The organism is Aphanothece microscopica RSMan92 (genome assembly GCF_046613545.2).
Lineage (GTDB): Bacteria > Cyanobacteriota > Cyanobacteriia > PCC-6307 > Cyanobiaceae > NIES-981.
In genome coordinates, this window is sequence record NZ_JBKKKY020000044.1 from 1 (window position 1) to 25,286 (window position 25,286).

Annotated in this window: 26 protein-coding genes, 1 tRNA gene and 1 pseudogene; 11 read left to right on the forward strand and 17 right to left on the reverse strand. The window is 69.9% G+C overall.

Annotation, left to right across the window (positions count from 1 at the left end):
• Both ACLD7X_RS11690 and ACLD7X_RS11695 read right to left on the reverse strand, forming a co-directional pair.
• Positions 1 to 1,255, reverse strand: a 1,255-nt coding sequence (locus ACLD7X_RS11690) for an NADH-quinone oxidoreductase subunit L (protein ID WP_411423807.1), incomplete at its 3' end; no start/stop codon positions are given.
• A 95-nt stretch (positions 1,256 to 1,350) separates the two neighbouring features.
• Positions 1,351 to 2,052 (reverse strand): NnrU family protein, encoded by a 702-nt coding sequence (locus ACLD7X_RS11695; protein ID WP_411423828.1) that lies wholly within the window; start codon positions 2,050 to 2,052, stop codon positions 1,351 to 1,353.
• A 127-nt stretch (positions 2,053 to 2,179) separates the two neighbouring features.
• On the opposite strand from ACLD7X_RS11695, the gene ACLD7X_RS11700 reads away from it, so the two are divergent.
• Entirely contained in the window at positions 2,180 to 3,178 is a 999-nt protein-coding gene (locus tag ACLD7X_RS11700; protein ID WP_411423808.1) for a LysR family transcriptional regulator, read from the forward strand.
• A 74-nt stretch (positions 3,179 to 3,252) separates the two neighbouring features.
• Here ACLD7X_RS11700 and ACLD7X_RS11705 read toward each other — a convergent pair whose 3' ends face one another.
• Entirely contained in the window at positions 3,253 to 3,951 is a 699-nt protein-coding gene (locus tag ACLD7X_RS11705) for a DUF3172 domain-containing protein (RefSeq protein WP_411423809.1), read from the reverse strand.
• Positions 3,948 to 4,310: an NAD(P)H-quinone oxidoreductase subunit M gene (locus tag ACLD7X_RS11710; protein WP_411423810.1), complete on the reverse strand. Its 363-nt coding sequence runs from the start codon at positions 4,308 to 4,310 to the stop codon at positions 3,948 to 3,950. Before ACLD7X_RS11710 ends, ACLD7X_RS11705 begins: the two co-directional genes overlap by 4 nt.
• Before the next feature lie 138 nt (positions 4,311 to 4,448).
• Here ACLD7X_RS11710 and pds point away from each other — a divergent pair, with 138 nt between their 5' ends.
• Entirely contained in the window at positions 4,449 to 5,870 is a 1,422-nt protein-coding gene (pds, locus tag ACLD7X_RS11715) for a 15-cis-phytoene desaturase (protein WP_411423811.1), read from the forward strand.
• Positions 5,871 to 6,125: 255 nt separating this feature from the next.
• Positions 6,126 to 7,076, forward strand: coding sequence for a phytoene synthase (locus ACLD7X_RS11720; protein WP_412006941.1), 951 nt, complete (start codon positions 6,126 to 6,128; stop codon positions 7,074 to 7,076).
• A gap of 100 nt (positions 7,077 to 7,176) precedes the next feature.
• Here the strand turns inward: ACLD7X_RS11720 and ACLD7X_RS11725 are convergent, their stop codons facing one another.
• The 3 genes from ACLD7X_RS11725 to ACLD7X_RS11735 all read right to left on the reverse strand — a co-directional run bounded on the left by ACLD7X_RS11725 (position 7,177) and on the right by ACLD7X_RS11735 (position 10,040).
• Positions 7,177 to 8,154: an alpha/beta fold hydrolase gene (locus ACLD7X_RS11725; protein ID WP_411423812.1), complete on the reverse strand. Its 978-nt coding sequence runs from the start codon at positions 8,152 to 8,154 to the stop codon at positions 7,177 to 7,179.
• A 118-nt stretch (positions 8,155 to 8,272) separates the two neighbouring features.
• Positions 8,273 to 8,698 (reverse strand): RNA recognition motif domain-containing protein, encoded by a 426-nt coding sequence (locus ACLD7X_RS11730; protein WP_412006942.1) that lies wholly within the window; start codon positions 8,696 to 8,698, stop codon positions 8,273 to 8,275.
• A 70-nt stretch (positions 8,699 to 8,768) separates the two neighbouring features.
• Positions 8,769 to 10,040 carry a hypothetical protein gene (locus ACLD7X_RS11735; RefSeq protein ID WP_412006943.1) on the reverse strand — a complete coding sequence of 424 codons (1,272 nt, stop codon included), beginning with the start codon at positions 10,038 to 10,040 and terminating at the stop codon, positions 8,769 to 8,771.
• Between ACLD7X_RS11735 and ACLD7X_RS11740 the strand changes: the two genes are divergently transcribed.
• Genes ACLD7X_RS11740 through ACLD7X_RS11750 form a run of 3 tightly spaced genes read left to right on the forward strand, consistent with a single transcriptional unit; the run spans position 10,033 to position 11,632 of the window.
• The gene (locus ACLD7X_RS11740; RefSeq protein WP_412006944.1) at positions 10,033 to 10,284 is read left to right on the forward strand and encodes a Ycf34 family protein; all 252 of its coding nucleotides are present in this window, start codon (positions 10,033 to 10,035) and stop codon (positions 10,282 to 10,284) included. The two genes, ACLD7X_RS11735 and ACLD7X_RS11740, sit on opposite strands and share 8 nt — an antisense overlap.
• Complete coding sequence (gene tsaB, locus ACLD7X_RS11745) at positions 10,281 to 10,925, forward strand: tRNA (adenosine(37)-N6)-threonylcarbamoyltransferase complex dimerization subunit type 1 TsaB (protein ID WP_411423816.1); 645 nt, start codon at positions 10,281 to 10,283, stop codon at positions 10,923 to 10,925. Before ACLD7X_RS11740 ends, tsaB begins: the two co-directional genes overlap by 4 nt.
• Positions 10,925 to 11,632, forward strand: coding sequence for a YdcF family protein (locus ACLD7X_RS11750; RefSeq protein ID WP_411423817.1), 708 nt, complete (start codon positions 10,925 to 10,927; stop codon positions 11,630 to 11,632). The genes tsaB and ACLD7X_RS11750 overlap by 1 nt, the downstream gene beginning before the upstream one ends.
• Here the strand turns inward: ACLD7X_RS11750 and ACLD7X_RS11755 are convergent.
• The 5 genes from ACLD7X_RS11755 to rpaB form a co-directional block, all read right to left on the reverse strand.
• Positions 11,532 to 12,323, reverse strand: a complete 792-nt coding sequence (locus ACLD7X_RS11755) for a lysophospholipid acyltransferase family protein (protein WP_411423818.1) — start codon at positions 12,321 to 12,323, stop codon at positions 11,532 to 11,534. The genes ACLD7X_RS11750 and ACLD7X_RS11755 overlap by 101 nt on opposite strands.
• The gene (gene fabD / locus ACLD7X_RS11760; RefSeq protein WP_411423819.1) at positions 12,320 to 13,210 is read right to left on the reverse strand and encodes an ACP S-malonyltransferase; all 891 of its coding nucleotides are present in this window, start codon (positions 13,208 to 13,210) and stop codon (positions 12,320 to 12,322) included. The genes ACLD7X_RS11755 and fabD overlap by 4 nt, the downstream gene beginning before the upstream one ends.
• A 52-nt stretch (positions 13,211 to 13,262) precedes the next feature.
• Positions 13,263 to 14,255, reverse strand: coding sequence for a beta-ketoacyl-ACP synthase III (locus tag ACLD7X_RS11765; protein ID WP_411423830.1), 993 nt, complete (start codon positions 14,253 to 14,255; stop codon positions 13,263 to 13,265).
• A gap of 83 nt (positions 14,256 to 14,338) precedes the next feature.
• The gene (gene plsX, locus ACLD7X_RS11770) at positions 14,339 to 15,670 is read right to left on the reverse strand and encodes a phosphate acyltransferase PlsX (RefSeq protein WP_412006945.1); all 1,332 of its coding nucleotides are present in this window, start codon (positions 15,668 to 15,670) and stop codon (positions 14,339 to 14,341) included.
• On the reverse strand, positions 15,651 to 16,409 hold the full coding sequence (rpaB, locus tag ACLD7X_RS11775) for a response regulator transcription factor RpaB (RefSeq protein ID WP_411423820.1): 759 nt from the start codon (positions 16,407 to 16,409) through the stop codon (positions 15,651 to 15,653). The genes plsX and rpaB overlap by 20 nt, the downstream gene beginning before the upstream one ends.
• 102 nt (positions 16,410 to 16,511) lie before the next feature.
• Here rpaB and radA point away from each other — a divergent pair, with 102 nt between their 5' ends.
• The gene (gene radA / locus ACLD7X_RS11780; protein WP_411423821.1) at positions 16,512 to 17,969 is read left to right on the forward strand and encodes a DNA repair protein RadA; all 1,458 of its coding nucleotides are present in this window, start codon (positions 16,512 to 16,514) and stop codon (positions 17,967 to 17,969) included.
• Positions 17,970 to 18,006: 37 nt separating this feature from the next.
• Here the strand turns inward: radA and ACLD7X_RS11785 are convergent, their stop codons facing one another.
• Positions 18,007 to 18,528: a photosystem I assembly protein Ycf3 gene (locus ACLD7X_RS11785; protein WP_411423822.1), complete on the reverse strand. Its 522-nt coding sequence runs from the start codon at positions 18,526 to 18,528 to the stop codon at positions 18,007 to 18,009.
• 77 nt (positions 18,529 to 18,605) lie between these two features.
• Here ACLD7X_RS11785 and ACLD7X_RS11790 point away from each other — a divergent pair, with 77 nt between their 5' ends.
• The 3 genes from ACLD7X_RS11790 to ACLD7X_RS11800 are packed head-to-tail and all read left to right on the forward strand — an operon-like array spanning position 18,606 to position 22,697.
• Positions 18,606 to 21,101 carry a heavy metal translocating P-type ATPase gene (locus tag ACLD7X_RS11790; protein ID WP_412006946.1) on the forward strand — a complete coding sequence of 832 codons (2,496 nt, stop codon included), beginning with the start codon at positions 18,606 to 18,608 and terminating at the stop codon, positions 21,099 to 21,101.
• Entirely contained in the window at positions 21,091 to 21,747 is a 657-nt protein-coding gene (gene tmk / locus ACLD7X_RS11795) for a dTMP kinase (protein ID WP_411423824.1), read from the forward strand. Before ACLD7X_RS11790 ends, tmk begins: the two co-directional genes overlap by 11 nt.
• Positions 21,744 to 22,697, forward strand: a complete 954-nt coding sequence (locus tag ACLD7X_RS11800) for a DNA polymerase III subunit delta' (RefSeq protein WP_411423825.1) — start codon at positions 21,744 to 21,746, stop codon at positions 22,695 to 22,697. The genes tmk and ACLD7X_RS11800 overlap by 4 nt, the downstream gene beginning before the upstream one ends.
• Positions 22,698 to 22,700: 3 nt before the next feature.
• On the opposite strand, the gene ACLD7X_RS11805 is transcribed toward ACLD7X_RS11800, so the two are convergent.
• The 4 genes from ACLD7X_RS11805 to ACLD7X_RS11820 all read right to left on the reverse strand — a co-directional run bounded on the left by ACLD7X_RS11805 (position 22,701) and on the right by ACLD7X_RS11820 (position 25,025).
• On the reverse strand, positions 22,701 to 23,465 hold the full coding sequence (locus ACLD7X_RS11805; protein WP_411423832.1) for a response regulator transcription factor: 765 nt from the start codon (positions 23,463 to 23,465) through the stop codon (positions 22,701 to 22,703).
• Between the two features lie 451 nt (positions 23,466 to 23,916).
• Positions 23,917 to 23,988: transfer RNA gene (locus ACLD7X_RS11810), tRNA-Asn, on the reverse strand.
• 81 nt (positions 23,989 to 24,069) lie between these two features.
• Positions 24,070 to 24,756, reverse strand: coding sequence for an ABC transporter ATP-binding protein (locus tag ACLD7X_RS11815; protein WP_411423826.1), 687 nt, complete (start codon positions 24,754 to 24,756; stop codon positions 24,070 to 24,072).
• A 5-nt stretch (positions 24,757 to 24,761) separates the two neighbouring features.
• Positions 24,762 to 25,025, reverse strand: a complete 264-nt coding sequence (locus ACLD7X_RS11820; RefSeq protein WP_411423827.1) for a UPF0367 protein family — start codon at positions 25,023 to 25,025, stop codon at positions 24,762 to 24,764.
• Positions 25,026 to 25,176: 151 nt separating this feature from the next.
• Between ACLD7X_RS11820 and ACLD7X_RS11825 the strand changes: the two are divergent.
• Positions 25,177 to 25,286: pseudogene (locus ACLD7X_RS11825) on the forward strand (photosystem II D2 protein (photosystem q(a) protein)); the annotation flags it as partial.

Sequence of the window (25,286 nt, forward strand, 5' to 3'; positions counted from 1 at the left end):
CGTCCTTGCTCCAGAAGCCGGCCAGGGGCGGGATGCCGCTGATCGCCACGCAGCCGATCAGGAAGGTGGCGCTGGTCACGGGCATGTAACGCCGCAGACCTCCCATCAGCCGCATGTCCTGGGCCAGGACGGGTTCGTGGCCCACCACCTCCTCCATGGCGTGGATCACCGAGCCGGAGCCGAGGAAGAGCATGGCCTTGAAGAAGGCATGGGTCACCAGGTGGAACATGCCGGCCACCGGGGCGCCGCAGCCCATCGCCAGCATCATGTAGCCGAGCTGGCTGACGGTGCTGTAGGCCAGACCCTTCTTGAGGTCCATCTGGGTGAGGGCGATCGAGGCCCCCAGGAAGAGGGTGATCGTGCCGATCACCGCGATCGTGAGCTGCACCGCCGCGAAGGGCTCATAGACCGGCTGCAGCCGCGCCACAAGGAACACCCCGGCCGCCACCATCGTGGCCGCATGGATCAGGGCGGAGATCGGCGTGGGCCCCTCCATGGCGTCGGGAAGCCAGACGTGAAGGGGGAACTGGGCCGATTTGGCCATCGGCCCCATGAACACCAGCAGGCAGAGGATCACGGCCACGGTGCTGCTGAGGCTGCCGCCGGCCACGGCCTCGCTGAGCCTGGTGCCGATCTCCTCGAAGCCGAAGCTGCCCGTGGCCCAGAACAGCCCCAGGATGCCCAGCAGCAGGCCGAAGTCGCCGACCCGGTTCACCACGAAGGCCTTCTGGGCGGCATTGGCGGCGCCGTCGCGGTCGTACCAGAAGCCCACCAGCAGGTAGGAACACATGCCCACCAGCTCCCAGAAGACGTAGATCTCGAGCAGGTTGGGGCTGATCACCAGGCCCAGCATCGAACTGCTGAACAGGGCCAGGTAGGTGAAGAAGCGCACGTAGCCCTTGTCGTGGGCCATGTAGCCATCGGAGTACACCATCACCAGCAGGGCAATGGTGGTGACCAGGGCCAGCATCACGGCGCCGAGGGCATCGACACGGAAGCCCATCTGCAGGTTGAAGCTGCCGGCGCTGGCCCAGTTGAACAGCACCTCGGTGGGCCCGGCCCCTGCCAGCTGCTGGAACAGCACCGCGTAGCTCAGCACCGCGGCGGCGCCGACGCAGCTGATCAGCAGCAGCGCCACGGGTTTGCGCAGGCGGTTGACGGTGCGGTTGAAGCTGATGAGCCCCAGGCCCACCAGACAGGCCCCCGCCAGGGGCAGCACCGGGATCAACCAGGCGAGTTCAGCGGTTGAGGGCATCCGGCAGGGGCGGGCTGGGCCGAGTGTAGGCAGATCCACCCATCCCCCCTGTCCCAGATGGGGAATTGCCAGCAGGGCTCACCCAGCCAGCAGGCCTACCCCAGCCAGTGGGCCAGGGCCGTGCGGGAGAAGGTGGTGGCGGCGAGACCGATGTAGCGGTGGGCCCACCAGAACACCCCCACGGCGATGGCGATGCCCAGCTGGGCGGGCCTGAGAAACTCGCTGGCGACGAGCTGCTGGCGGCCGTCGAGCACGGCCCGGAACGGCAGCACCGAGGTGCTGGCCCGCAGTTCCTCGAAGGCCTGGCCGAAGCGGTTGGCCAGGCGCCGATCGCCGTTCCACACGGCGAAGAGGTGGTGGGCGATCAGGCCGGCGCTGGTGACGACCATGAAGCTGCTGCCGATCCAGAGCAGGTGGGTCGCACACCAGAGCACCTGCCCCACCGCCTGGGGATGGCGGCTGATCCGGATGATGCCCGTGGCGTACAGACGCACCTGGGGTTTCAGCACCGCTGGAATCTCGAGCAGGTTGTAGGTGGCCGGATAGAGGAACAGGAAGCTGATGGCCGTGCCCACCCACACCACGGGCACGATCCAGCCCTGCTCCTGCAGGTTCCAGAGCCGGATGCCGTCGTACCGGTGGGCGAGGAAATAGCCGATCACCACGATGGCCGCGGGGATGCTGATGCCGGCGAACAGGAGCCGCCAGGCCCGCTCGCCGAGGCGCGCGGCCCCCCAGGACCGCAGGGAGGCACCACCGCTGTGAACCACGGCGAAGGCCAGCAGCAGGCCGAGCATCACCCAGCTGCTGTGGTGGAGGGAGCCGGAGGGCAAGGCCAGAACGAAGTTGTGAAGCACCGGATTCTGGCCCCGGCCGGTCCCCCTAGAGTCTGGGCTTGCACCCCGGTGCTGGCCAGCGGGCCCTATGGCAGATCTGCCCTTCACCCTTGACCAGCTGCGGATCCTGCGGGCGATCGCCAGCGAAGGGAGTTTCAAGAAGGCTGCCGACAGCCTCTACGTCACCCAGCCCGCCGTCAGCCTGCAGATCCAGAACCTGGAGAAGCAGCTCAGTGTCTCCCTGTTCGACCGCGGTGGCCGCAAGGCCCAGCTCACCGAGGCCGGCCACCTGCTGCTGAGCTACTGCGATCGGATCCTGAGCCAGTGCCAGGAGGCCTGTCGCGCCCTTGAGGACCTCCACAATCTCAAGGGGGGCTCGCTGCTCGTGGGGGCCAGTCAGACCACGGGCACCTATCTGATGCCCCGGATGATCGGTCTGTTCCGGCAGAAGTACCCGGATGTGGCCGTGCAGCTCCAGGTGCACAGCACCCGCCGCACCAGCTGGAGCGTCGCCAACGGTCAACTGGATCTGGCCATCATCGGCGGGGAGCTGCCACCTGAGCTGGCCGAGCTGCTGCAGGTGGTGCCCTATGCCAGTGACGAGCTGGCTCTGGTGCTCCCCACCAAGCATCCCCTGGCCCGCCTGGCTGAACTCACCAAGGAGGACCTCTACCGCCTCTCCTTCGTCTGCCTGGATGCCCAGTCGACCACGCGCAAGATGGTCGACCAGCTGCTGGCCCGCTCCGGGCTGGACCTGGGCAGGCTCAAGATCGAGATGGAGCTCAACTCCTTCGAGGCGATCAAGAATGCCGTGCAGTCCGGCCTGGGCGCCGCCTTCCTGCCGGTGGTCTCGATCGAGCGGGAGCTCGCTGCCGGCAGCCTGCACCGCCCCCAGGTGGCCGATCTGCTGGTGCGCCGTCAGCTGAAGCTGATCAGCCATCCGGCCCGCTACTGCTCACGGGCGTCCGATGCCTTCCGGCGCGAGGTGCTGCCGGTCTTCGCCAGCCCCGACAGTCCGCTGCGCCGTCCCCTGCAGCAAGCCGCGGCGGAAGCCCCGCCCGCCCCTGTGGAGAACCCCCAGCGCTGAGGGTCTGTCGGCACCTCCTCCCGGCACCCCCATCGGCAGGGTCACCAGCGATCACGGTCCTGGGAGGATCCAGCTCAGAACTGGTCGGCCTCGGGGGTGATGCCCACGCTGTCGTCGGCGATGCCCTTGGTGATGAACTTGTTCTCGGTGATGTCCGTCTGGTAGACGCAGCGCACGATCGGTTTGTCCTTCACCGAGCCGATGTAGGCAAAGGTGTTCATGCGCTGCTTGCACTGGCGCATCTGTTCGGAGGTGACCGCGCCCTGCTGCTGCAGCACACTCCAGTTCTCGCGGCGGATCACGCAGCCCGGCTTGAGGGAGGGCTGGGTCACGAAGCTGGAACTGGGGTTCATCGTGGTGTAGAGCTCGATGTCCATCACGAAGGCGCTCGCCCCCCACTGCCGGCAGAACTCGGGGTCTGGCACGGCCATGTCCAGCTGCTGGGAGCTGGCGATGTTGCCCTGGTTGCCCTGGGTGGTGCTCGAGATGGCGGTGCCGATGCCGATGCCCACCACCAGCACGCCGGCCAGGATGGCCAGGGTGCCGATGTTGAAGGAGATCGGCCCTCCCGGTCCGCCGGGATCAGTCGGGCCCCCGCCGCCGGGTCCCCCCCGGCGGCGGGGGGGCTCGGCATAGCGGCCATAGCCCTCCGCACGGCTGTAGCGCTCCGAACGGCCGTCGTCGCCCCGGTCGTAGCCGGTCTCGGAGCGGCCGCGCCCACCCCGGTAGCCGCTGGGGCGGGGGTCGTCGTAGGGACTGCGCGAACGGCTCACAGGGTTTCCGGGGTCCGGGGCAGGCCCATGGAGTAATTGAGCACGCGGCAGTCCGGGTTGTAGCGAAGCTCACCCGCCTGCAGCAGTTCCCGGATCAGGCCTTCCAGTTCCGAGCCGATGCGGCGCAGGTTGTACTCGCTGAGGTCCGCTCCGGCATGGGCGTTCACCAGGTCCTGGAAGCGCTGCTGAACCTTCTCCAGAACCGGCTGGTCCCAGAGGAATTCGTTGTCGGGATCGATGTCCATGGTGAGCTGGTCGCGGTCGGGGACCAGCTCGGCACCCTCCACCCGGGCGGTGAACAGGCGCACGTGGCGGGTGGTGGACTTGAGAAGGGTCGCAGCAGCGCTGGAGTCAGCCATGGTTTGGCGTGGAGATCACCCGTCACCGGGACTTTAGGAACAGCACAGCGGAACCAGCCGGCGGTAGCCCCGCGGCCGGCTCCCCTCGCGCCGATGGGGAGGCCAGCTTTAAGGTTGCCTTTCCTTTTCAGAGTGGCCATGCGCGTCGCGATCGCCGGTGCCGGACTGGCCGGACTGGCCTGTGCCAAGTACCTGTGCGACGCCGGTCATACCCCGGTGGTGGTCGAAGCGCGGGACGTGCTCGGCGGCAAGGTCGCCGCCTGGCAGGACGAGGAGGGTGACTGGTACGAGACCGGCCTGCACATCTTCTTCGGTGCCTACCGCAACATGCGCCAGCTGTTCAAGGAGCTGGGCATCGAGGACCGGCTGCAGTGGAAGAGCCACTCGATGATCTTCAACCAGAAGGACCATCCCGGCACCTACAGCCGCTTCGATTTCCCCGACCTGCCGGCCCCCTTCAATGGCGTGGCGGCGATCCTGGGCAACAACGACATGTTGACCTGGCCGGAGAAGATCGCCTTCGGACTGGGTCTGGTGCCTGCCATGCTGCGCGGCCAGCAGTACGTGGAGGAGTGCGACCAGTACTCCTGGACCGAATGGCTGCGTCTCCACAACATCCCGGAGCGGGTGAACGACGAGGTGTTCATCGCCATGGCCAAGGCCCTCAACTTCATCGATCCCGACGAGATTTCCAGCACCGTCCTGCTGACGGCCCTCAACCGCTTCCTGCAGGAGGCGGACGGCTCCAAGATGGCCTTCCTCGACGGCAACCCGCCCCAGCGGTTGTGCCAGCCGATCGTCGACTACGTCACCGCCCGTGGCGGTGAGGTGCACCTCGAGGCTCCCCTGCGCGAGATCGAGCTCAACGCCGACGGCACCGTGCGCGGCTTCCGCATCGGTGGCATCAAGGGCAAGGAGGGATTCACCCTGAACGCCGATGCCTACGTCAGCGCCTTGCCGGTTGACCCCTTCAAGCGACTGCTGCCCCAGCCCTGGAAGTCCATGCCCTACTTCCAGAAGCTCGAGGGTCTCAACGGCGTACCGGTGATCAACATCCACCTGTGGTTTGATCGCAAGCTCACCGACATCGACCACCTCCTGTTCAGCCGCAGTCCCCTGCTCAGCGTCTATGCCGACATGAGCAACACCTGCCGCGAATACCACGATCCCGAGCGTTCCATGCTCGAACTGGTGTTCGCCCCGGCCAAGGACTGGATCGGCCGATCCGATGACGAGATCGTGGCGGCCACCCTGGAGGAACTCAAGCGCCTCTTCCCGATGCATTTCACCGGGGAGGATCAGGCCCAGCTGCGCAAGGCCATCGTCGTCAAGACACCCCTCTCGGTCTACAAGACCGTGCCCGGCTGCCAGCAACTGCGGCCGGATCAGACCTCACCGATCGCCAACTTCTTCCTGGCCGGTGACTACACGATGCAGCGCTACCTGGCGTCGATGGAGGGGGCTGTGCTGAGTGGCAAGCAGTGCGCCAAGGCGGTGGCCGCGGCAGCGGAGCGGCTCGGACCCACCCCGGCCGAGCTGGTGCTCACCCCGGCCGGCTGATCCCGGCCCGCCTCCCGCTCCTCCCCTGTCTCCACTCCCCTGGCCCAGCTCAGGCGCTTGAGCCTCTGGATCTGGGTCAGGATGGCACTCCAGCCACGGCGTGGGGGCTCCCTCGGGGGCTCGACACCCGGCCAGCCAACGTCACCCCCAGGACAGCGCCATCGTCATCCGTCCCCACCGAATCCCGCCCCACCGTTCGAGCGATGGATCCCGCCGAGGCCCCAGCGGTCCGGCCCCGCTGAGCCAGGTGTCTGGATGATGGACACCCTGCTCTGCCAGCATGGCCAACGCCCCGGTCACCCCGTCGTGCTGCCCAGCCTCGACCAGGCCTACGAGCAATGCCGGCAGGAGACCGCCCAGTGGGCCAAGACCTTCTATCTCGGCACGCTGCTGATGCCACCGGCCAAGCGCCGGGCGATCTGGGCCATCTATGTCTGGTGTCGCCGGACCGATGAGCTGATGGACAGTGCCGAGGCCCAGGCCCGGCCGGTGGAGGAGCTGGCTGCCCGGCTCGACCAGTGGGAACGGCGCACCCGGGACCTCTTCGACGGGGTGGTCCGCGATGGTCTCGATCTGGTCATGCAGGACACACTGCAGCGCTACCCCCAGCCGCTGCAGCCCTACCTCGACATGATCGAGGGGCAGCGCATGGATCTGCGTCAGCACCGCTACGGCACCTTCAAGGAGCTGGCGCTCTACTGCTACCGGGTGGCAGGCACCGTGGGTCTGATGACGCAGGAAGTCATGGGGCGGGACGCGGCTTACACATCCGCCCCCTGGAGCGACGCGCCGGACACCTCCGATGCCGCCGTTGCCCTCGGGATCGCCAACCAGCTCACCAACATCCTTCGGGACGTGGGGGAGGACCGCAGCCGCGGGCGCATCTACCTGCCCCAGGAAGACCTGGCCCGTTTCGATTACGGCGAGGATGCGTTGATGGCGGGTCTGCTGAATGACAACTGGCGTGCCCTGATGCGTTTCCAGGTGGAGCGCGCCCGCCGGTGGTTCGCCCGCGCTGAGGAGGGTGTGCGCTGGCTGGCTCCGGATGCCCGCTGGCCCGTCTGGGCCTCGTTGCGCCTCTATCGCGGCATCCTCGATGTGATCGAACAGCACGACTACGACGTCTTCAACAAACGGGCCTTCGTGCCCCGGAGCGGCAAGCTGCTCGATCTTCCCCTGAGCTTCGTGGTGGCCCAGGTGCGCTGACTCGTCGGCCGTCGAGGCCCCAGGCCCGGCGGTTCGGTTCGGTTGAGTTCAGTTCAGTTGAGTTCAGTTCAGTTGAGTTCAGTTCGGTTCAGCAAACCGCTCAGCTGATCGTGTCGGCCTCGGCCAGGGCGCTGGCCAGCAGGGGATTCACCAGCGCCGGCGCTTCGTCGTGGGGACAGTGGCCCAGGCCGGGCAGTTCATGCAACTCCCGCACACAGGGAAAGTGCGTCCACCGGCGCGCCTCGGCGATGGGTTCCCAGGGGTCCTGTTGCCCCCAGATCATCCTCACCGGCGTGGAGAGGGTGGCCAGCAGATCGGGGGCGAGCCGGTCCTCGAACAGGTTGATGAATCCGCGGAAGGCCTCGCTGGCACCCGGCTGGAGGGCAGGCCGCAGCAGCAGCTCCACCAGCTGATCATCCACGTTGGCCCCGGAGGGATAGGCCTGGAGCAGCACCCGGCGGATCACGCCCGGTCTGGCCAGGGATCGAAACAGCAGCTGGGTGAGCCAGCGTTGACGCACCAGGGTTCTGAGCCCGGGGCGTGCCCAGCGGAGCAGGGTGGGTTGTTCGGCCAGGCGCTTCTCATCCAGCGCCCGCTGGGCACAGTCGACCAGGACCACGCCCCGGCAGGGCCGGCCTTCCGCCTCCAGTCGGCTGGCCGCTGCCAGGGCGACCACACCCCCGATCGAGTTGCCCACCAGCTGCACCGCGCCGGTCTGCTGGGCGGTGAGAAAGGCGACTACCTGGGCTGCCCAGAGGTCGATGCCATAGCAGAGGCTCCCAGCTTCGGGGAGTTCGTGGGGCAGGCAGGAGCGGGGTTTGCTGCTGGCGCCGAAGCCGATCAGATCGAGGGCGTAGACCGCCCGTGTACGGCGCAGCGCTGCCACGTTGTGGCGCCAGTGCTCCTTGCAGGCCCCGAAGCCGTGGATCAGGACCACGGCAGCGGGCCGGGGATCTCCTGGATCCTCAGCAGGCTCGGCATCGCCCAGGCAGGGGCCCGGTGCGGCCATGAAGCTGACATCCAGACCCTGCCAGCGGTAGGCACCCAGCCAGTCGGCTGGATAGGGGTAGAGGGTCATGGGATCGGATCACGGGGGTTCCGGCTGGGCGAGCGATCCACGCCTCCCCCGGCGAGGGGGAGGGGCGCCCCCGATGGCCCTCCCTCCCGTGAGCCATCGGTGTGGCCGGGCGGGCAGCTCAGACCGCCGCTTTCTGGTTGTCCAGCAGCTGCTTCAGCTTGGCCAGCTCACCGGCCCAGCGGGGATCCGGAGCCTGGCTGTCGACCTCGTCGGCATGGACGACCTTGTTGACGGCCTTGCGCAGCGGAGCGGAGCCGCCGGGCCCGCGGCGATCCGGCTGGGCGCCGCCACGGGCATCCTTGCGCTCGGAGATCTCGATGCGCAGGCTGTTGCCGCCGAAGTCGCGGCCGTTGAGCTGGGCGATCACGGCCTCGGCCAGCTTCTGGTCATCCACGTTGGCGAAGCCGAAGCCCCGGCAGGCACCCGTTTCCCGGTCGTTGACCGCCTTGAAGCGCACCCCCTCGCCCACAGCGGTGAACAGAGCTTCGAGCTCCTTGGCATCAAAGGTTTGCGGCAGGTTGCCGACGTAGAGACGAATGCTCATGGATGGAGGGGAAAGGGAATACTTCAGCTGGCGAGGAGAAACCTCTGACTCACGCCTTCGCATCAGAAAGTTAATCACGCCGCCGGCCCAGCCAGGCCCGGGCTGTGTCGATCGCCACAGCGCGACCGGCCGGATCCGCCTCCGGAATCCGGCCGAAGGCGCGCTCACGGGTGAGGTGGTGGAGCAGGTCCCCAAGCTGGCGCCCGGGTGCCAGGCCCAGCTCCCGCTGCAGCTGGTCGCCGTTCAGGGGAGGCATGGGATGGAACAGCGGGTCGTCCTGCCGGCGCCAGCGGGTGAGATATCCCCGGGCCGCGGCGGGGAGGAGGGGGAGCAGCAGGGCGGGCAGGTCGGCCTCCAGCTCCTGCTGGAGCTCGAGACGCCGGGATTCCGGCAGATGTTCCAGGTCCGGACGGCCCTCCAGCCGCTCCCACCAGCGGCGCAGCCGATCACTCCGCAGCTGCAGCTGCCGGCTGCTGTGCAGCCTGGCCAGGGCTTCCGCCGGCAACAGGGCGGCCAGCCTGGCCAGGGGCAGCGCCCAGGCCCGTTCCAGGGGGGCCAGGCCACAGGCGGTCGCCTGCTCCGGCGTGAAGCTCCGCAGCCGGCCCGAGGCGCTCGGGTCGGCGCCCCAGCCGCTCAGGAGCCCCTGCTCCAGGCTCCAGATCAGACCGCCGTGGCCCTCGGGGACGGCAGCCAGTTTCTCCAGCTCCGTCAGAACCCGTTCACCGGCCACCTGGACGAGGCTGGCGGCATGGCGCCGAATCCATTCGCCGCTGGTGACCTCGAGCTCGAGGCCAAGCTCCCAGCTCAGCCGCACCCCCCTCAGCAGGCGCAGCGGATCGGCCTGCAGGTTGGCTTCGCTCACCGCCACCAGCCGGGCTGTCCGCAGATCGTCCAGCCCGCCGGTGGGATCCACCAGCCTGGCCGGGCCCCCCAGGGGCAGGGCGATGGCGTTGGCGGTGTAGTCCCTGCGGCGCAGGTCGTCCTCCAGGCCTGCACCGTCCTGGCGGGCCAGGTCGATCGTCCAGCCCCGCAGGACCAGCCGGGCGATGTCATGGGTGCGGTCGAGCACCACGCAGCTGCCGCCGAGGCTGGTGGCCAGGCGGCGGCAGAGATGGATGGCCCCGGTGGGCACCACCAGATCCAGATCCGGTTGAAGCGCCAGCCGACCCAGCAGCCCATCGCGCACAGCCCCCCCCACCAGGGCCGTGCCGGGGGGCAGCAGATGCAGCGGCAGGGGCCAGGTGGGCAGATCAAGGCGTTGCCTGAGCCGCTCGGCCAGCTCGTCAGCAGGGAGCCCACCCGCCACAATGGGCGCCTGGCGCGGCCTGGCCGGGATGTGCATCTGTGTGGACTGCCGCTGGGTCGACCGCTGTCAGGCCTACCACGCGGTGGAGCAGCAGCACGGTGCGCCCCATCTCTGCGGTCAGCCCGACTTCAGCCCCGAAGCCCCGCGCATCCACGTGCAGGTGATGGATCTCCCGGAGGGTGGGGTCGGGGTGGAATGGGACGTGCGGGCCTGCGGCTCCTTCTGTCCCGAGCCTGGCCGCTGGCAGCGGCTCCGCCCCGGCCTGGCCATGCCCCGATGAGCTGGTTGCTTGCGCTGCACAGCACCGGTCCGGGGCTCGGGGTGGCCGCCCACCGGCTGGATGGGGCGGAGCCGGATCGCCTGCAGCACTTCGAGCTGGGACGGGATCTCTCCAACGGCCTGCTCGACTGCGTGGAAGCCGTCCTTCCTGGGGCGGCCTGGCCGGATCTGGTCCGCCTGGCCGTCGCCATCGGGCCGGGCGGGTTCACCGCCACCCGGCTCACGGTGGTGCTGGCACGCACCCTCGCCCAGCAGCTCGCCGTGCCCCTGGACGGCGTGGGGAGCTTTCAGCTGATCGCCAGGCGGCTGGCCTTGCCGGCGCCGGCCTGGCTGGTGCAGGAGCTGCCCCGTCGGGGGGTGGTGGCGGGCCTCTACGGCCCGGATCCGGGGGCGCTGGGGGGCCTGGGCGAGTGGTGTGCACCGCGGCTCTATCCGGACATCGAGGCCATCCGGACCGCGGCGACCCCCACCGCCCCCGGGGCCCCCACGGCCGAGCCTCCACTGCTCCCCGCCTGCGTCGATGTCCTGGCGGATGTGCGCCAGCTGCTGGACCTGGCGACCCTGGCCCACGGGCACGGGCTGCCGGGACCCTGGCAACCGGTGCTGCCGGTCTATCCCACCTCTCCGGTGGCGAGCGTCTGATGCAGGCACCACCGCATCGCCATCGCCGCTCCCCCGCGGCCAGCCGCCTGGCGCCGGTCCCCCAGCGCCGCCGCCGTGGTCCGCGTCGCCGCCGCCGCAGGGCCGGCTGGCGGCGCTGGGTGCTGCTGCTGCTGCTGGGCAGCCTGATCTGGTTGTCGCGGGGCTGGTGGTGGCCCTCCCCCCCTCCCCCCCAGATGATCCTGGTGCTCGGAGGCGATCTGGACCGGGAGCGCCATGCGGCCAGGATCGCCAAGCAGCTCGGCCTGCCGGTGGTGGTGAGCGGCGGCAGCAATCCGGAGTACGCCCACTGGCTGTTCGAGCAGCGCCAGGGTCTGCCGCCCGGCCAGGTGCAGCTCGACTACCGGGCCAACGACACCCTCTCCAACTTCACCTCCCTGGTCGATGACCTGCGCCGGGCCCGCATCCGCCACGCCCTGCTGGTCACGAGCAGCGACCACATGGACCGGGCCCTGCTGGTGGGCAGGATCGTGGCGGGCAGCCGCGGGATCCATCTCACCCCGGAACCGGTCGGCTGCGGTGCGCTGTGTCAGCCGGAGAGCCGCCGGAAGGTCTGGGGGGATGGGTTGCGGGCCGCCCTCTGGGTGCTCAGCGGTCGGGATCTGAAGCGCTGGGCGGCAGAACGGCTGAGTCTGCTGCCGGTGGCAGCGCGCCAGGGGGGATCAGCCCCTGATCCAGCAGGGCGTTGATCTGCTGCTGGCAGGCGAGGGTCGCGGCTTCCAGATCCGGCCGCCGCCGCGAGGCGGGCGGTGGGATGGGTGTGCCGATGCGGATGTGGATCGGCACCAGACGGGCCCCCTGGCGCCCAGGTCCCAGGGCCCGGTGGCTGTTGAGGATGGCGACCGGCAGCAGGGGCACCCCGGCGCGGGCGGCCAGCAGGGCGGCACCGGCCAGCGGCTGGTTGACGCGGCCGTTGGCCTGGCGCGTGCCGTCGAGGAACACGCCGGTGGCCCAGCCCTCTTCCAGTCGGTCGGTGGCGGTGCGGATGGCCTCCCGATCACTGGCCCCGCGGGAGACCGGGTAGGCGCCGCAGGCCCGGATGATCGGGCCCAGCAGGGGCACCCGGAACAGCTCGGCCTTCGCCATGAAGGCGACGGGGCGGCCGAGGGCATGGCCCAGCAGGGGCGGATCCAGATGGGATCCGTGGTTGGCCACCACCACCAGGGCTCCCTCCCGGGGCACGTTGGCGTTCCCGGCGGTGCGGCCCCGGAACAGCAGCCGGTAGATCGGGAACACCAGCAGATAACTGATCAGCCGGTACACGAGGCTGGGCTTCGGCGTGCGGATCAGGGCGGGGGGCTCGGCCCGCTTGCGGCGTCTGAGCACCCGCTTCACGGCATTCACCGGGCGGCTGCCGGGGCGCAGTCCGGAGCGGCTCACAGCGCCAGATCCGCGGCGGTCGCGATCTGGACGGTGGTGACCCCGGGGCAGCTGCGCCGGATCAAGCCGCTCAGCACATTCCCCGGGCCGATCTCCACGGCCGTGTCGATCCCCTCGGCGACACAGCGGTCCATGATCTCGCGCCAGCGCACCCCCGTGGTCATCTGGTGGCGCAACCGGTTCCTGAGCACGGTGCCGCTGCGTTCCGGGCTGGGGTCGGTGTTGCTGAGCACGGGCACCGTCGCCTCGGCGAAGGGCACGCTCTCCAGCCTGGCGGCGAAGGCCGCGGCGGCCTCGGCCATGAAGGGTGAGTGGAAGGCGCCGCTCACCGCCAGGGGAATGGCCCGCTTGCAGTTCAGGGAGCCACAGACCTGGGCGACGGCCTCCGGTGTCCCGGAGAGCACCACCTGGGCGCTGCTGTTGTCGTTGGCGATCACCACCCCTTCGGTGGCCGCGACCAGGGCTTCCAGCTCGCCGCGCTCAAAGCCCATCACGGCGGTCATGGCGCCGCCGCCGCTGGCGGCCATCAGCTCGCTGCGGATCTGCATCAGCTCCAGCCCGGTGGCGGCATCGAAGACGCCGGCGGCGTAGAGGGCCACCAATTCACCGAGGCTGTGGCCCGCCACCAGGCTCGGCTGGCGTCCCTGGGCCCGCAGGCCATCCACCAGCAGGCTCTCGACGACGAACAGGGCCGGCTGGGTGTTGCGGGTGTCGTTGAGATCGCTGAGGTCCCCGTCAGCCTCGCCGGAACAGATGGCCAGCAGGTCCCGGCCCAGCAGATCGGAGGCCAGGCTGAACCGCTCGCGGGCCCCGGGCAGCTCCAGCACCCCGGCCGCCATCCCCACCTTCTGGGACCCCTGGCCGGGAAACACCCAGGCAATGCCCATGCCGCAGCCCCTGATCACATCGGCAGGAGGTTAGGGCCGTGGGTGTCTACCCCTAGACCCCGGGGCCGCTCCAGCGGAGCAGGGCCGCGCCCCAGCTGAGGCCAGCGCCGAAGCCGCTGCTGGCGAGCAGATGGCCGGGCCTGACCCGGCCATCCCGCACGGCCTCGTCGAGCATCAGCGGAATCGTGGCGGCCGAGGTGTTGCCGTAGTGGGCCAGGTTGCTGAGCACCTGCTCGCTGGGAACGGCGAAGCGCTCCGCCACGGCGTCGAGGATGCGCTGGTTGGCCTGGTGCAGCAGCAGCCAGTCGAGCTGGTCAGCGCGGGTGCCGGTGGCTTCGAGCAGCTCGCTGAGGATCGCCGGCACTTCCCGCACCGCGAACTTGTAGACCTCCTGCCCGTTCATCTGGATCGGGGCGAATCCCCCCCGCTGGGTGGTGAGGTCGCCGAGCAGCGGCTCCTGATGGGTGGTCTGGGCCAGGGTCAGGCAGCTGTTGCGGGTGCCGTCCGAGCGCATGCGGAAGCCGAGCAGGCCCGACTGCTGGGGGGCACAGGCCTCGACGGCCACAGCCCCGGCCCCGTCGCCGAACAGCACACAGGTGCTGCGATCGTCCCAGTCCACCCAGCGGCTGAGCTGGTCAGCGCCGATCACCAGCGCCCGGCGCACTGATCCGCCGGCGATGTACTGGCCGGCGGTGATCAGGGCAAACAGGAAGCCGCTGCAGGCGGCGGTGAGATCGAACGCCACCGCCTGGATGGCCCCCAGGTTGCCCTGCACCAGCGGCGCCGTGCCGAACAGATCATCCGGGCTGGAGGTGGCCAGCAGGATCAGGTCGACCTCCTCGGCCCGCCATCCGGCGTGCTCCAGCGCCGCGGCCGCCGCCCGGGTGGCCAGGTGGCTCAGGGGTTCCCCGGGGCCGGAGACCCGCCGGGCGGCGATACCGGTGCGGGAGCGGATCCACGCATCGCTGGTGTCGACCCGCTCGCTGAGTTGCTGGTTGGTGACGCTGGCCACGGGGACGGCGCTGCCACAGCCCACCAGGGCCATGCCAGCGGCGGATGTGCCCTGGTTGCCTGCCTGGCTGAGCGAAACGCCGAGCGCCACGGGGATCAGCCCGCAAGTTGGCTCAGTCAACCACAGGCGATTGCGTCACTCGCTTCGCTGAGGGCATGGAGGTTGTCCATGACGCGGTGGTTGGCGGCGGAATGGGCCAGCCGCAGGGCGCTCAGCACGGACAGGGCCCTGCTGCTGCCGTGGCCGATCACGCACACCCCGTCAACCCCCAGCAGGAGTGCTCCGCCGTGCTCGGCATGGTCGAGGCGTTTCTTGATGCGGCGCAGGTTGTTGATCAGAAACGCCGAGCCCACCTTGCCGCGGCGGCCCCGCGGCAATTCCACCTTGATCACATCCAGCAGCACACTGCCGACGCTCTCGAGGAACTTCAGCAGCACGTTGCCGGTGAAGCCGTCACAGACCACCACGTCGAACGCTCCGGAGAGGATGTCGCGGCCCTCACAGTTCCCCGCGAACAGGAAGCGGGATTCCGCCGCCAGCAGCTGGTGGGTGCGCAGGCACAGCTCGTTGCCCTTGCACTCCTCCTCGCCGATGTTCACCAGACCGATGCGGGGGCGCGCCACCTGGAGCACGTCACGGCTGTAGATGTTGCCGAGCAGGGCGAACTGGAGCAGCCAGTCGGGCTTGCAGTCCATGTTGGCGCCCACGTCGAGCACCAGCACCTGCTGCTCCGGATCCTTGGTGGGGAACAGGGCGCCGATGGCGGGCCGGTCGATCCCCTTGAGCCGGCCCAGCCGGAAGATCGCCGAGGCCATCACGGCTCCGGAGTTGCCCGCCGAGTAGACGGCGGTGGCCTTGCCCTGCTTCACCAGGTCCATCGCCATGTTGATGCTGGCGTCGCGCTTGCGGCGCACGACCGTGGCCTCCTCGTGCATGCCCACCGAGGGCCCGCTGGCCACCAGCTCGATCAGCCCGGCGGCGACGGCCTCATCCAGTTGGTCGCGCAGCCCCAGTTCGGCGACGGCGGTCTGCAGGGGAGCGGTCTCGGCCACGAAGCGCACCCGCAGGGGGAGGCGCTCCACGGCCTGGAGGCAGCCTTCGAGGATCGGCCCCGGGGCGTGATCGCCTCCCATGCCGTCCACCGCCACCCACAGTCTGTCGGCGTCGTTGATCGGGGCGTCCTCGTCGGGCCCGCCGAGGCCGCGCTGCAGGCGCCGCAGCGGGTCGAACACCAGGGGTTGCAGCACGGTGTGGGCCGCACTCGTGGCCGCCCCTGCGACGCTGCCGGCCCCGGAGACGGCGGCCCCGGCCATGCTGCCGGCGGTGGTGGCGGCGGAGGTGGCCGTGTCGACCAGGCTGGTGACAGCGGCGTTGCGGCGGTACCAGATCACCAGGCGGCGGATCGCTCGCCTGGGCTTGGCGCGCTTGTCAGGCTCCTTCGGGGGCAACGGGATCGACGATGCGTTGGAACAGGTAGCCGGTGCCGCGAGCCGTGAGGATCAGCTCGGGGTTGGCCGGATCGTCCTCCAGTTTGGAGCGCAGCCGGGAGATATGGACATCCACCACCCGGGTGTCCACGTGACGCTCGGGGGTATAGCCCCACACTTCCTTGAGAATCTCCCCCCGGCTGAAGGGTTCGCCGCTGCGGCTCACCAGCAGCTCCAGGAGGCTGAATTCCATGCCGGTGAGGCGGATGCGCTCATCGCCCCGGTAGACCTGCCGCTTGTTGGTGTCGATGCGCAGGTCGCCCACCTGGATCACGCCGGAATTGGGGATGCCGGCCACCTGCTCCTTCTCCACCCGCCGCAGCACGCAGCGGATGCGGGCCTCGAGCTCCTTGGGGCTGAACGGCTTCACGACGTAGTCGTCGGCCCCGAGCTCCAGGCCCGTGATCCGGTCCGCCACATCGCCGAGGGCCGTGAGCATCACGATCGGCACGTCGGACTCCTTGCGGAGCTCCTGGCAGACGCCGTAGCCGTCGAGCTTCGGCATCATCACGTCCAGCACCACCAGGTCGGGGGGGTTGTGGCGGAAGAGTTCCAGGGCCTCGACCCCATCCGAGGCGGTGACCACCTGGTAGCCGATCATCGACAGCCGGGTTTCCAGGATCCGGCGGATGCTGGCCTCGTCGTCGACGACCAGAATCGTCTCCTTCTCTTTGCCTGGACTGCTGGGGGACGCTGTCATCGCCTCCTTCGGGCTGCTACATCAGATCGCCCTACTGAAAAGCTCTGAGGGGGGCGGGATTCATGCAACGCCACCTTTCTTCATAGTCCTCCCGTCTTCGCCGTGGCCAAGCCTGTCTCTTTCTACGTCTGCAGCAGCTGTGGGGCCAGGACGCGCCAGTTCTTCGGGCGCTGCAGCGGCTGCGGCAGCTGGAACACCCTGGTGGAGCAGCCGCTGAACGCAGATGCCCGCCGCCGCCGGCCGGCGGCGGCCGAGGCCGCCGAGCCGTCGCGCCCCCGTCGCTCGGAATCGATCGCGGCGGTGGGGAACCGCCCCCTGCAGCGGCTGCCCAGCGGCTACGGCGAGCTGGATCGGGTGCTGGGCGGTGGGCTGGTGCCCGGCTCCCTGGTGCTGCTCGGGGGGGATCCCGGCATCGGCAAGAGCACCCTGCTTCTGCAGAGCGCCCGGGCCATGGCCGAGGGGGCCTGCGTGCTCTACGTGAGCGCGGAGGAATCGGCCCAGCAGGTGAAGCTGCGCTGGAGCCGGCTGGGTCGCCCCGGCGACACCCCGCCACCTGCCGCGTCCTCGGCTGCCGCCGCCTTCTCGGGCTCCGCTGCGGCGGATCTTCAGCTGCTCGCCGAGACCGATCTGGAGCTGGTCCTGCAGGAGCTGGAGACCCTGCGGCCCGCCGTGGCGATCATCGACAGCATCCAGGCCCTCCACGATGCCGAGCTGGCCAGTGCGCCGGGCTCCGTCGCCCAGGTACGGGAGTGCGCTGCCGCGCTGGCGCGGATCGCCAAGCGGCAGGACACGGCCCTGCTGCTGGTGGGGCACGTCACCAAGGAAGGCATGCTGGCCGGTCCCAAGGTGCTGGAGCACCTGGTCGATGCGGTGCTCACCTTCGAGGGGGACCGCTTCGCCAGCCACCGGCTGCTGCGGGCCGTCAAGAACCGCTTCGGGGCCACCCATGAGCTGGGCGTGTTCGAGATGCGGGACCGGGGCCTGGCGGAGGTGACCAATCCCAGTGAGCTGTTCCTCGGCGGCCAGGAGCCCAGCAGCGGCAGCGCCACAATCGTGGCCTGCGAGGGCACCAGGCCCCTGCTGGTGGAGCTTCAGGCTCTGGTCAGCACCACGAGCTATGCCAGCCCGCGGCGCAGCGCCACCGGCATTGCCGTGAACCGGCTGCACCAGATCCTGGCGGTGCTGGAGAAGCACCTCGGCTTGCCGCTCTCGCGTTTCGACTGCTACCTCGCCGTGGCCGGGGGGCTGGAGGTGGAGGAACCGGCGGCAGACCTCGGCGTGGCCGCGGCGGTGGTGGCCAGTTTCCGCGATCTGATCCTGCCCCCCGGAACCGTGCTGATCGGCGAGCTGGGTCTGGGTGGCCAGTTGCGGCCAGTCGGTCAGCTGGAGCTGCGCCTGCAGGAATCGGCGCGGCTGGGGTTCTCCCGTGCGGTGGTGCCGCGCGGCAGCGGTCTGGGGGCGACCGCCGCCGGTCTGGATCTGCAGCTCCTCGAGGCCGCCACCATCGCCGAGGCTCTGGTGGCGGCCCTTGGGGTGAACCCGGCGGATGAGGCGGGCTGAACGGCCCCGGCACGGTGAGCTGAACCGCGCCCGCTGCTCAGAAGTAGACGTCGACGCTGCCGCGTCCGCTGGTCTTCAGCCAGTTCTGTGCCTCGATGTAGTTGTTGGGGGCCAGGCGGATCGCCTTGCCCCAGCAGTCGGCAGCCAGGTCGTAGCAGCGGTCGGCCTCGTCCGCATCGCCCTTCTCCTCGGCGATCGAGCCCAGATGGTGGTGGATCACCGCCATGTTGTTGAGCACCTGGGGCATCTTGCTGTTGAGGTCCAGGGCCTGGGCGTAGTAGCCGAGAGCCTTCTGGTGCTCCCCGTTGGAGGCGAACACCAGGGCCATGTTGTAGAGGATGAAGGCCTTGTCATTGGGGTCGTCCTCGAGCTTGAGCGCCTCCTCGTAGTTCTCCAGGGCTTCGGCGTATTCGCCATCCGCCTGGGCGCTCATGCCATCGCGGTAATAGGCGAAGGCTTCCTTGGCCCGCCGGTTGGTGGGCAGGACCTTGAGGATCAGGTCGGCCATCACCGTGAAGCTCTTGTCGATGAAGTTGTCGTTGCGTTGGGAGCGGGGCACCGGTGGTTCAAGGAGCTTCGAAGGTGTCCATCCTGGCTGATCTGCCTAGCCTGAGCCGAACAGCCCCCGGTCTGGCCTTGGCCGCGCAGCAGCTGCCCGACGTCCTCCCCACCCGCTCCACGGAGTCCCGCCACCCCGAGCATCTTCAGAACGACCCCAGCCTGGACGACCCCAGCCTGCGCAAACCCAGCCTGCGCGATCCCCTGCCTCCGGATCCTCTCCTGCTCGAGATCGAGGGGATGAAGTGCGGCGGCTGTGTGCGGGCTGTGGAACAGCGCCTGCTCGCCCAGCCCGGCGTGCGCCAGACCAGCGTGAACCTGCTGACCCGCACCGCCTGGATCGAACGGGAGCCGTTCCCTGCCGGAGCGGATGCGCAGAGGGAGGCCCAGACAGAGGCTCAGAGTGAGGCAGGATTCCTGCAGGGGCTGCAGGAGTCCCTGGCCGCCCTGGGGTTCCAGGCCTCGCTGCGCGAGCAGGCCGCCCCGCCCTCCCAGGCCATCCGCCAGCAGGAGCGCCAGTGGTGGAGCCGCTGGCGCCAGCTGGTGGTGGCCCTGCTGCTGCTGGTGCTCTCCGGACTCGGCCATCTGGCGCCCCAGCCGGGTCTGCTGTGGCTGCACGGGGGCATCGCCACCATCGCCCTGGCCGTGCCAGGCCGGCCGATCCTGCTGGCCGGTGCCCGCGCCGCCCTGGCCGGCATCCCCTCGATGGACACCCTGATCGGCCTGGGAGTGGGCAGCGCCTACCTGGCCAGCCTGGTCGGTCTGCTCTGGCCTGCCAGTGGACTTCCCTGCTTCTTCAACGAGCCGGTGATGCTGCTGGGCTTTGTTCTGCTCGGCCGTTTCCTCGAGGAGCGGGCGCGCTACCGCACCGGCGAGGCCCTGCAGAAGCTGGCGGCGCTGCAGCCGGACACGGCTCTGCTGGTGATGGAGGCCGGGCCCCCACGGCAGGTCCGGGTGGGCGGACTGCGGCCCGGTGACCGGATCCGCGTTCTGCCGGGGGATCGGCTGCCGGTCGATGCGCTGGTGCTGGAGGGGACCTCGTCCCTCGATGTCTCCGGCCTGACTGGCGAGCCCCTGCCCCAGACCGTGGAGCCGGGCGAGGAGGTGGCGGCCGGATCCCTGAACCTGCAGGGGACCCTGCTGCTGGAGGTGCGGCGCCCCGGGGCCGAGAGTGCCGTGGCCCGCATCATCCACCTGGTGGAGCAGGCGATGGCCCGCAAGGCTCCGATCCAGGGTCTGGCCGATCGGGTCGCGGGCCGGTTCACCCTGGCGGTGCTGGCTCTGGCCCTGGCCACGTTCCTGTTCTGGTGGCTGTGGGGGGCAGCCCTGTGGCCTGCGGTGTTGCAGCCGGCGCACCACGCCCACGCGGTCCATGGCCGCCACGGCCTGCTCGGTGCCGGAGCCACCACACCCCTTGTCCTCGCCCTGGAGCTGGCCATCGCCGTGCTCGTGGTGGCCTGCCCCTGTGCCCTCGGGCTGGCCACCCCCACCGCCATCACCGTCGGCACCGGGCTGGCCGCCCGGCGTGGGCTGCTGTTCCGCGGCGGGGAGGCGATCGAAACGGCCGCCGCCCTGCGCACCATCCTGTTCGACAAGACCGGGACCCTCACCCGCGGCCGCCCCCTGGTGACCGCCCTGGTTCCGCTGCCCCAGCCGAGCGATCGGCCCGGCCCTGGGGAGGCCCGCCTCCTCCAGCTGGCGGCCAGCCTCGAGGCCACCACCCGCCACCCCCTGGCCTACGCCCTGTTGCAGGAGGCCGAGGCCCGCGAGCTGCGGCTGCTGGAGGTCTCCGCAGCCCACACCATCCCCGGCGCCGGGGTGGAAGGGGAGCTGGAGGGGCAGTCCTGTCGCCTGGGGCGGCTCGGCTGGGTGGTCCGGGACCCGGCCGGCCCTGCCCTGGAGGCCCAGCAGCGGCTCGAGGCCGGCGGGGCCACGGTGCTCGCCCTGGCCATGGGCGGGGAGGTGCTGGGGCTGATCGCGGTGCAGGACCAGCCCCGCCCCGAGGCGTCGTCCGTGCTGGCCGACCTGCGCCATCGGGGTCTCCAGCTCGGTCTGCTCAGCGGCGACCATGCCGAGGCCGTCAGGCGGCTGGGCGGCCAGCTGGGCCTGGCCCCGCAGGAATTGGCCTGGCGCCAGACACCCGAAGAGAAGCTCGCGGCCATCGTCGCGGCCCAGCGCCGGAGCGCTCCGGTGGCCATGGTCGGCGATGGCATCAACGATGCGCCCGCCCTGGCGGCCGCCGACCTCGGCATCGCCGTGGGCACCGGCACCGGCATTGCCCAGGACAGTGCCGGGCTGGTGGTGCTCGGCGAGCGCCTGGACGGCATCCTGCTGGGGCTGGATCTGGCCTCCCGCACCATGGCCAAGGTGCGGCAGAACCTGGCCTGGGCCTTCGGCTACAACCTGCTGCTGCTGCCGGTCGCCGCCGGCGCCCTGCTGCCGAGCCTCGGACTGCTGATCAACCCCCCGCTGGCGGCCCTGCTGATGGCCTTGAGCTCGATCACGGTCGTGCTCAATGCGTTGGCCCTGCAGCAGGATGTCGGCCAGCTGGGAATCCGCGGCCGTGGCAGCTGAGGGCAGGCAGGGCCGCTTCGTGGTGCTCGAGGGCATCGACGGCTGCGGCAAGACCACCCAGTTGGAGGCGCTGAGCCGGTGGCTGCGTCTTCCCGAGGCCGGCTGCCTGCCGCCGGGTCGGCAGCTGATCGTGACCCGGGAACCGGGCGGAACCCCCCTGGGCCTGGCCCTGCGCGAGCTCCTGCTTCACCCCCCCGGGGATTCGGCACCGGGCAGCACGGCCGAGCTGCTGCTCTATGCGGCGGATCGGGCCCAGCACGTGGAGCAGACGATCCGCCCGGCGCTGGCGGCGGGCGACTGGGTGCTCAGCGACCGCTTCAGTGGCTCCACGCTGGCTTACCAGGGCTACGGCCGGGGGCTCTCCCTGCCGCTGATCGAACAGCTGGAGCAGGTGGCCACCGGGGGGGTGCAGCCCGATCTCACCCTCTGGCTGGATCTTCCCCTGGCCGAGGCGGGCCGGCGTCGGGGCGGGCGGGCGGCCGATCGGATCGAGTCGGGCGGCTCTCCCTTTCTGGAGCGGGTCGCTGCGGGCTTCACGGCCCTGGCGCAACGGCGGGGCTGGTGCCGCATCGATGCCCGGGCCAGGCCCGAGCAGATCACCGAGGACTGCCGTCGGGCCCTGACCCGTCTGGCCAGCCGTCCATGACGGCGCTCTTCGCCGACCTGCTGGGCCAGGATCCGGCGGTGACGCTGCTGGCGGCGGCGCTGCGGCGGCAACGGCTGGCACCGGCCTACCTGTTCACCGGACCCGAGGGGGTCGGCAGGCGGCTGGCCGCCCTGCGGTTTCTCGAGGGTGTGATCGCCGGACCCGAGGGGGAGCCTGCCGTCCGGCGCCGCCTGGAGGCCGGCAACCATCCTGATGTGCTCTGGGTGGAGCCCACCTACCTGGACAAGGGCCAGCTGGTGCCGGCCTCCCAGGCCCTGGAACGCGGCGTGAACCGGCGCAGCCCGCCGCAGCTGCGCCTGGAGCAGATCCGCGAGGTCTCCCGATTCCTGGCCCGCCGTCCGGTCGAGGCCCCCGGTTGTCTGGTGGTGTTGGAACAGGTGGAGGCCATGGCGGAGGCTCCGGCCAATGCCCTGCTCAAGACCCTCGAGGAACCTGGAGGCGGCATGCTGCTGCTGATCTCGGCGTCGCCGGAACAGCTGCTCAGCACGATCCACTCCCGATGCCAGCGGGTGCGTTTCGGTCGCCTGCCGGCCGAGAGTCTGGCGCGGGTGCTGGCGTCCGCGCCCCCGCCCGCCGTTGCCGACACCGAGGAGCTGCTCGCCCTGGCGGCCGGCTCCCCGGGAGCGCTGCTGGCCCATCGCCAGCAGTGGCAGTCCCTGCCGGAGGGCCTGGTGGACCGGCTTCTCAGCCTGCCCATGGCGGCCGATCCCTTCGAGGCGCTGGCGCTGGCGCGGGATCTCACCGAAGCCCTGGACGCGGAGCAGCAGCTCTGGCTGCTCACCTGGTGGCAGCTGGCGCTCTGGCGGACGTTGCGGCAGCCGGCGGTGTTGCAGCGGCTCGAGCGGCTCCGCAGCCACCTGCTGTCCTATGTGCAGCCACGGCTTGCCTGGGAGGTGGCCCTGCTCGAACTGGCGGGCCTGGGCGGCTGAGCCCTAACCGACCTGGGCCGTGCGGGAGCCCTGGACCATGGGGATCAGCTCGGACGCCTGCTCGGCGTTGGGCAGTTCCAGGCAGTAGCCCGCTCCGTAGACAGTCTTGATGAAGCGGGGTTTGCGGGGGTCGGGTTCGAGCTTGGTGCGCAGGTGCCGCACATGCACACGGATGGTCTCGATGTCATCGTCCGGTTCGTAGCCCCACACCTCCTTGAGGATCAGGGCGGGGGAGACCGTCTGGCCATGGCGCTGCAGCAGACAGTGCAGCAATTCGAATTCCAGGTGGGTGAGGCGCACCGCCTGATCGAACCAGATGGCTTCAAACCGCTCCGGCACCAGGGTGAGGGGGCCGTAGCTGAGGATTTCGTTGTGCTGGGTGGACAGTGGGGCATGTTCGCTGCGGCGCAGCAGTGCCTTCACCCGCACGGTGAGCTCCTCGAGATCGAAGGGCTTGGTGAGGTAGTCGTCCGCTCCGGAGTTGAAACCGCTCACCTTGTCCTTCGTGTCGGCCAGGGCGGTGAGCATCAGGATCGGAATGCGGGCGGTCCGCTCGTCCCGGCGCAGCCGCTGACACAGGGTGAGGCCATCGACCTTGGGGAGCATCAGGTCGAGCAGGATCAGGTCCGGGGCGTACTGCAGGGCGAGGGCCTGGCCCTTGATGCCGTCATCCGCGCGCTGAACGTCGAAGCCACCGTGTTCGAGATGGCCGGCAACGAGTTCACGCATGTCGCTGTCGTCCTCGATCAGCAGGATGCACGGTTTCATGGCTGGCGCGGTGAGATGGCTGCTGAGCAGAGAGTCGGGCGACCACAGCGAAGGGGTCGGCAGCATTCTCCCCGCTCCTGCCGGCGTTGGTGTGACCGGGGCCTGGTCACGCCGGTACGCCCGCGGGCCCCTGATGGGCCTCAATGCAGCTGTGATCTGGGATCTGGGCCCTGCCCGGGACGCCGAGTCCGAGAGATCTTCAGGATGATTTTCGACTCTTCTGTTGTGATTTGCCCGGTTCTCTGGCAACCGAGCAGCCGTGGGCCCTTGTTCTTGCCCAGCGCGGTTGTTCGAGGCCGTTCAGAACTGCCTTCGAGGCCATCGTCCCCAGACGCCGTCGCCCCACGAGCCCATGGGCCTGCCAGCAGGGGCGGACCCACAACCTGAGGATCTCAGGCCCGGGGTGCCTGCGCCGGGGGGTGCCGGGACTGGGCGATGGGATGGAGTTGAACTCCCCGGGCGGGATTCGAACCTGCGACCAATCGGTTAACAGCCGACCGCTCTACCGCTGAGCTACCGAGGATGACGACCCGTGGTGGGTGCAGCCGGCGACGCCGGCTCGACGACCTTACCCCTCGGACTTGCCGCGCCGCAAGCGGTCCGCTCAGGCCGGCCGATTCAGCCGCTGGGCCACGGCGGCGCCGCTCTCCCACGGCCCCACATGCCCGTCCTCCATCACCGCGGCTCCCTCACAGTGCTGGAGTTCCTCCAGACGGTGGGTGATCCAGAGGGCGGTGATCCCGCCGCCGGCGGAGGCGGTCAGCTGACGGATCAGCTCCAGCACCTCCCGCTGGCTGTCCGGGTCCAGAAGTGCGGTGGGTTCATCCAGGAGCAGCAGATCTGCCTCGCTCGCCAGGGCGGCGGCGATGGCGAGCCGTTGTTTCTGCCCTCCGCTGAGGCTGTGGATCGGACGGCTGGCGAGCCCGGCGAGCCCCACGGACTCCAGCACCTGCTCCACCCGGCGCTCCCGCGCCTGCCGCTCCAGCCCGGGGTCGATCGCCAGCAGAAGATCACTGCCGCAGCTCGGCAGGAGCAGCTGATGGTCGGGGTTCTGGAAGACCAGCGCCGTGCGCCCGGGAACCGCGATCCGACCGGTGCGCGGCTCCAGCAGCCCTGCAATCAGGCGGAGCAGCGTGCTTTTGCCGCTGCCATTGCTCCCCACCAGCATCCAGAGGCCGGGGTGGGGAATCCGCAGGGAGCAGTGCCGCAGGGCCGCGTGTCCGTTGGGCCAGGCAAAGCCGAGGCGCTCCACCTGGAGGGGACAGGCCGCACCCCCGAGAGGGGAGTCCACCGGGCTCAGCCGTCGAAGCTGAAACCGGGGCGCTTGGCGCTGCCGGCGCTGGCCGACTTCTCATACATCTGAACGGCGACCAGCTCGCTCGTCAGCAGGCTGACCTTCTTGTCGGCTTCCTTTTCACAGGTCAGTTCCAGGACCCTTGGACCCATGCCTTCCAGGGCCTGCTTCACCGTGGCGTAGAGGCTCTGGGCCTCGGTCAGTTCCTTGCGCTGGACGGCAATGGGCATGGGACTGAGCTTGAGGGAGAGCTCGACGACGTACATGGGAGGAGGGAAGGGGGGAGCAGGGCTCAGGCGCCCACTCTGGCGAACGGTGTGGCTAGGTCGTTGTGCTCAAACGCTCCCGGTCCGGGTCGCAGTTCGGGTCTCCGCCCCGTACGATCGAACACGTAACGCTTCATGAAGTCCGCTTCTCATGACGATCGCTGTAGGGCGCCTGCCGCAGCGGGGATGGTTCGACGTCCTCGATGACTGGCTCAAGCGCGACCGCTTCGTATTTGTGGGGTGGTCCGGCCTGCTGCTGTT